The organism is Phytoactinopolyspora endophytica (assembly GCF_004138495.1).
Classification (GTDB): Bacteria; Actinomycetota; Actinomycetes; order Jiangellales; family Jiangellaceae; genus Phytoactinopolyspora; species Phytoactinopolyspora endophytica.
The window spans coordinates 286,475-289,012 of the sequence record NZ_ML142854.1 but is presented as its reverse complement, the minus strand read 5'-3'; the positions used below and the strand labels follow the sequence as shown (position 1 = coordinate 289,012).

The window sequence follows — 2,538 nt, the reverse complement described above, 5'->3', positions numbered from 1 at the left end:
GTGTGCCGCGGACCTTCGACACATTGCACGGCAGCATGCGGCGGGATCCGGACCTCGACGGTCCTCCCCGGCGCCCGCTCGGCGAGGACATCAAGCAACGCCCGCACCGCCGCCCGCTGGACTCCGCGCGGCATCACCGGCGGCGCCATGTCAGGCAGGGAACGCGCGAAGTCATCGCCGTGCACCACGATCTCGATCACCCTGGTCAACAGGAAGTCACCCATCCGGATCGGTCCACGGCGTGCCTGGACGACCTCATCCCGCAGTCCAGAATTCTCGATGCGCGCGTCTGCTTCCGCGAATCGGGCGTCGACCACCTTAAGGATCTCCGCCGGCTTCCGTCCGGCATCCGTGGTTATCTGGAGCGTGCTGCCCGAGATGACGTCGGCAGCCGGGGCATACCCGGTGATGTAGTCGGCAAGACTCTTGGCGACGACGCCCCGAGGCGCCTCCGTCAGTGCCGCGATCGACTCACCCACCATGGCGATGTGCGCCGCCAGGTCGGCGATGGTCCATCCGGATAGTGCACTATCCCGCTTCCACGCGTCGTATGGCAGGGTCTCCAGCCACTCTCGAAGAACCGCATGCCCTTCCCGGTACACATCCCAGGCCTTTGCCGGGTCAGCTCGTTTCGCCACGCTGAAACGTTACTCGGTGGACGGCACGGCGCGGACCCGACCCGGACATGGCGTCATCACGTCCGGAGCGGCGTGACGGTCAGCGCGGACATGCCAGGGACCGAGAACATGAAGTTCTCAACCGCTCCAGGGATTGCAGATCTTCACGCCGGTGGATTCGAAGTGCGGGACGTTTCTTGTTATCACCTCCAACCCGTGCACCTCCGCGGTCGCCGCGATGAACCCGTCGACGGCGTCAATACATCGTCCAACCTTCTTGGTCCGCGCCATCATCCGGCCCCACACGTCACCCGTTTCAATGTCCACCGGCAGGATTCGGCGCTCGAACCGCACTGGAAGCTCGTCGTCCAGCCATCTATTCAGCCGGTCTCGGCGTCGACCGGGCGGCATCCGCTCCATACCCTCCCGCAGCTCACCGATGGTTACGACACTCAAGTAGGTGCGGTCCTCATCAACGGTGTCCGTCCATCTGATCAAGCCAGGATCGGGCCGGGGCTTGTGCCACTCAGACACGACGTTAGTGTCGAGCAGGTAATTCACGGCTTGCATCCTCCTGCTCGACGTCGTCTTCGACGTCGCCGAAGTCGACCTCTCTCATCCGCCCCTGAGCACGCTCGATTTCGATTCCGGACCCAGCAAGCGGAGAGTTGGCAAAGAACTCCGCCAGAGTTCCCTTCCGCACGCTCTTCTTGTGCCACTCATCAATTGCGACGACCACGACGGTCTCCTTTCCGCGACGGCTGATGGTCTGCGGCCCTACGCGCTCCGCCCGATCGATCACCTCACTCAGGCGAGCCTTGGCCTCGGCCACGGTCCAGACGTAATCAACCCTCGGCATATCCATGTGATCGACCTCCGATGACCAAGATAGTCATATTGGTCATCGGGCGCAAGCTTGCGGGGCACACGGTCTCGGACCCCACCGCATAGCCAATGCAGGGGCGGTGCCGACATGCGAAACGCGCGCGATCTCACCCTGTCACGCACATCGCTTGACAGAACGGTCGAGAAATACGGACCATACTGTTATGGCCGACCATACGAGCGATCCCGACCATTCGGAGACTCGAGAGCACCAACGGCGTGACACCCCAGGCGGCGACGCTTCTACCGCTGTCCCGGACTACGAGCTCGCGGAAGAGCTGTCCCTCTCCAGCCCGGATCAGTACCGGGCCCTGTTCGAGGAGACCAGGATGGAAATCGTCAGCCTCCTGCTCGAACGGGCGGCGACGACGTCGGAGCTGGCGGTCGCCCTCGGCAAGCCCAAGGGCACCGTCGGTCATCACCTCAAGGTGCTCGAAGAGGCAGGGCTGGTTCACGTCGTCCGCACCAAGCGGGTCCGGGCGCTCGAAGCCAAGTACTACGGCCGCACGGCCCGAGTGTTCCTCTTCCAGAAGATCGGCGAAGCGACGTCCGCGTCGCAGCGCATCATGGAGACAGCGGCCAAGGAGATCGCGGAGGCGGACGGCCCGGACCGAGTCGCCATGGGCAACATCCGATACGCCCGCATCCCCAGAGAGCGTGCCTGGGAGTGGGCACAGCGGCTCAACGACCTCATCTCGGAGTTCATCCACGAACCACGGGGCGGGGACACCACGTATGGCATCGTCGTCGGCCTCTACGAGACGACCCGCCACAGCCTCCCCGACGCCGACGAATCGGCCACAGACACGACCGACCACAAGACGAGTCCGTGACTACCGGCGCGTTGGAGAGTGGCCGCGGGAGTCTCGGCGGCAATTGCTGGCGGCAACAACGCGAGAGCGACACGGAGGCAGAACCGCTAGCCATGTTCCCGCACCCCGATGATCTCATCCGTCACGAACACCACCTACGTGAGCAAGACGCCCTGAACGCCCTCATCCGCACGGTCGCGGCTCGCCAGGCACGCGCGGAACGA

At 64.3% G+C, this 2,538-nt stretch carries 4 protein-coding genes and 1 pseudogene; 2 read left to right on the top strand and 3 right to left on the bottom strand.

From position 1 onward, the window contains the following. The 3 genes and pseudogenes from ELR45_RS14380 to ELR45_RS14370 all read right to left on the bottom strand — a co-directional run. Positions 1 to 638 (bottom strand): maleylpyruvate isomerase N-terminal domain-containing protein (locus ELR45_RS14380; protein ID WP_129667113.1); only part of this gene is annotated, 638 nt, incomplete at its 3' end. Positions 639 to 755: 117 nt separating this feature from the next. Then, the gene (locus ELR45_RS14375; protein WP_205856587.1) at positions 756 to 1,151 is read right to left on the bottom strand and encodes a type II toxin-antitoxin system VapC family toxin; all 396 of its coding nucleotides are present in this window, start codon (positions 1,149 to 1,151) and stop codon (positions 756 to 758) included. A 73-nt stretch (positions 1,152 to 1,224) separates the two neighbouring features. Beyond that, positions 1,225 to 1,482 (bottom strand): annotated as a pseudogene (locus ELR45_RS14370) (type II toxin-antitoxin system prevent-host-death family antitoxin); the annotation flags it as partial. 184 nt (positions 1,483 to 1,666) lie between these two features. Between ELR45_RS14370 and ELR45_RS14365 the strand changes: the two are divergent. Together ELR45_RS14365 and ELR45_RS37840 are read left to right on the top strand one after the other, a co-directional pair. After that, positions 1,667 to 2,335 carry an ArsR/SmtB family transcription factor gene (locus tag ELR45_RS14365; protein ID WP_129667011.1) on the top strand — a complete coding sequence of 223 codons (669 nt, stop codon included), beginning with the start codon at positions 1,667 to 1,669 and terminating at the stop codon, positions 2,333 to 2,335. Beyond that, a partial coding sequence (locus ELR45_RS37840; RefSeq protein WP_205856586.1) for a hypothetical protein occupies positions 2,332 to 2,538 on the top strand: 207 nt, incomplete at its 3' end. The genes ELR45_RS14365 and ELR45_RS37840, both read left to right, overlap by 4 nt.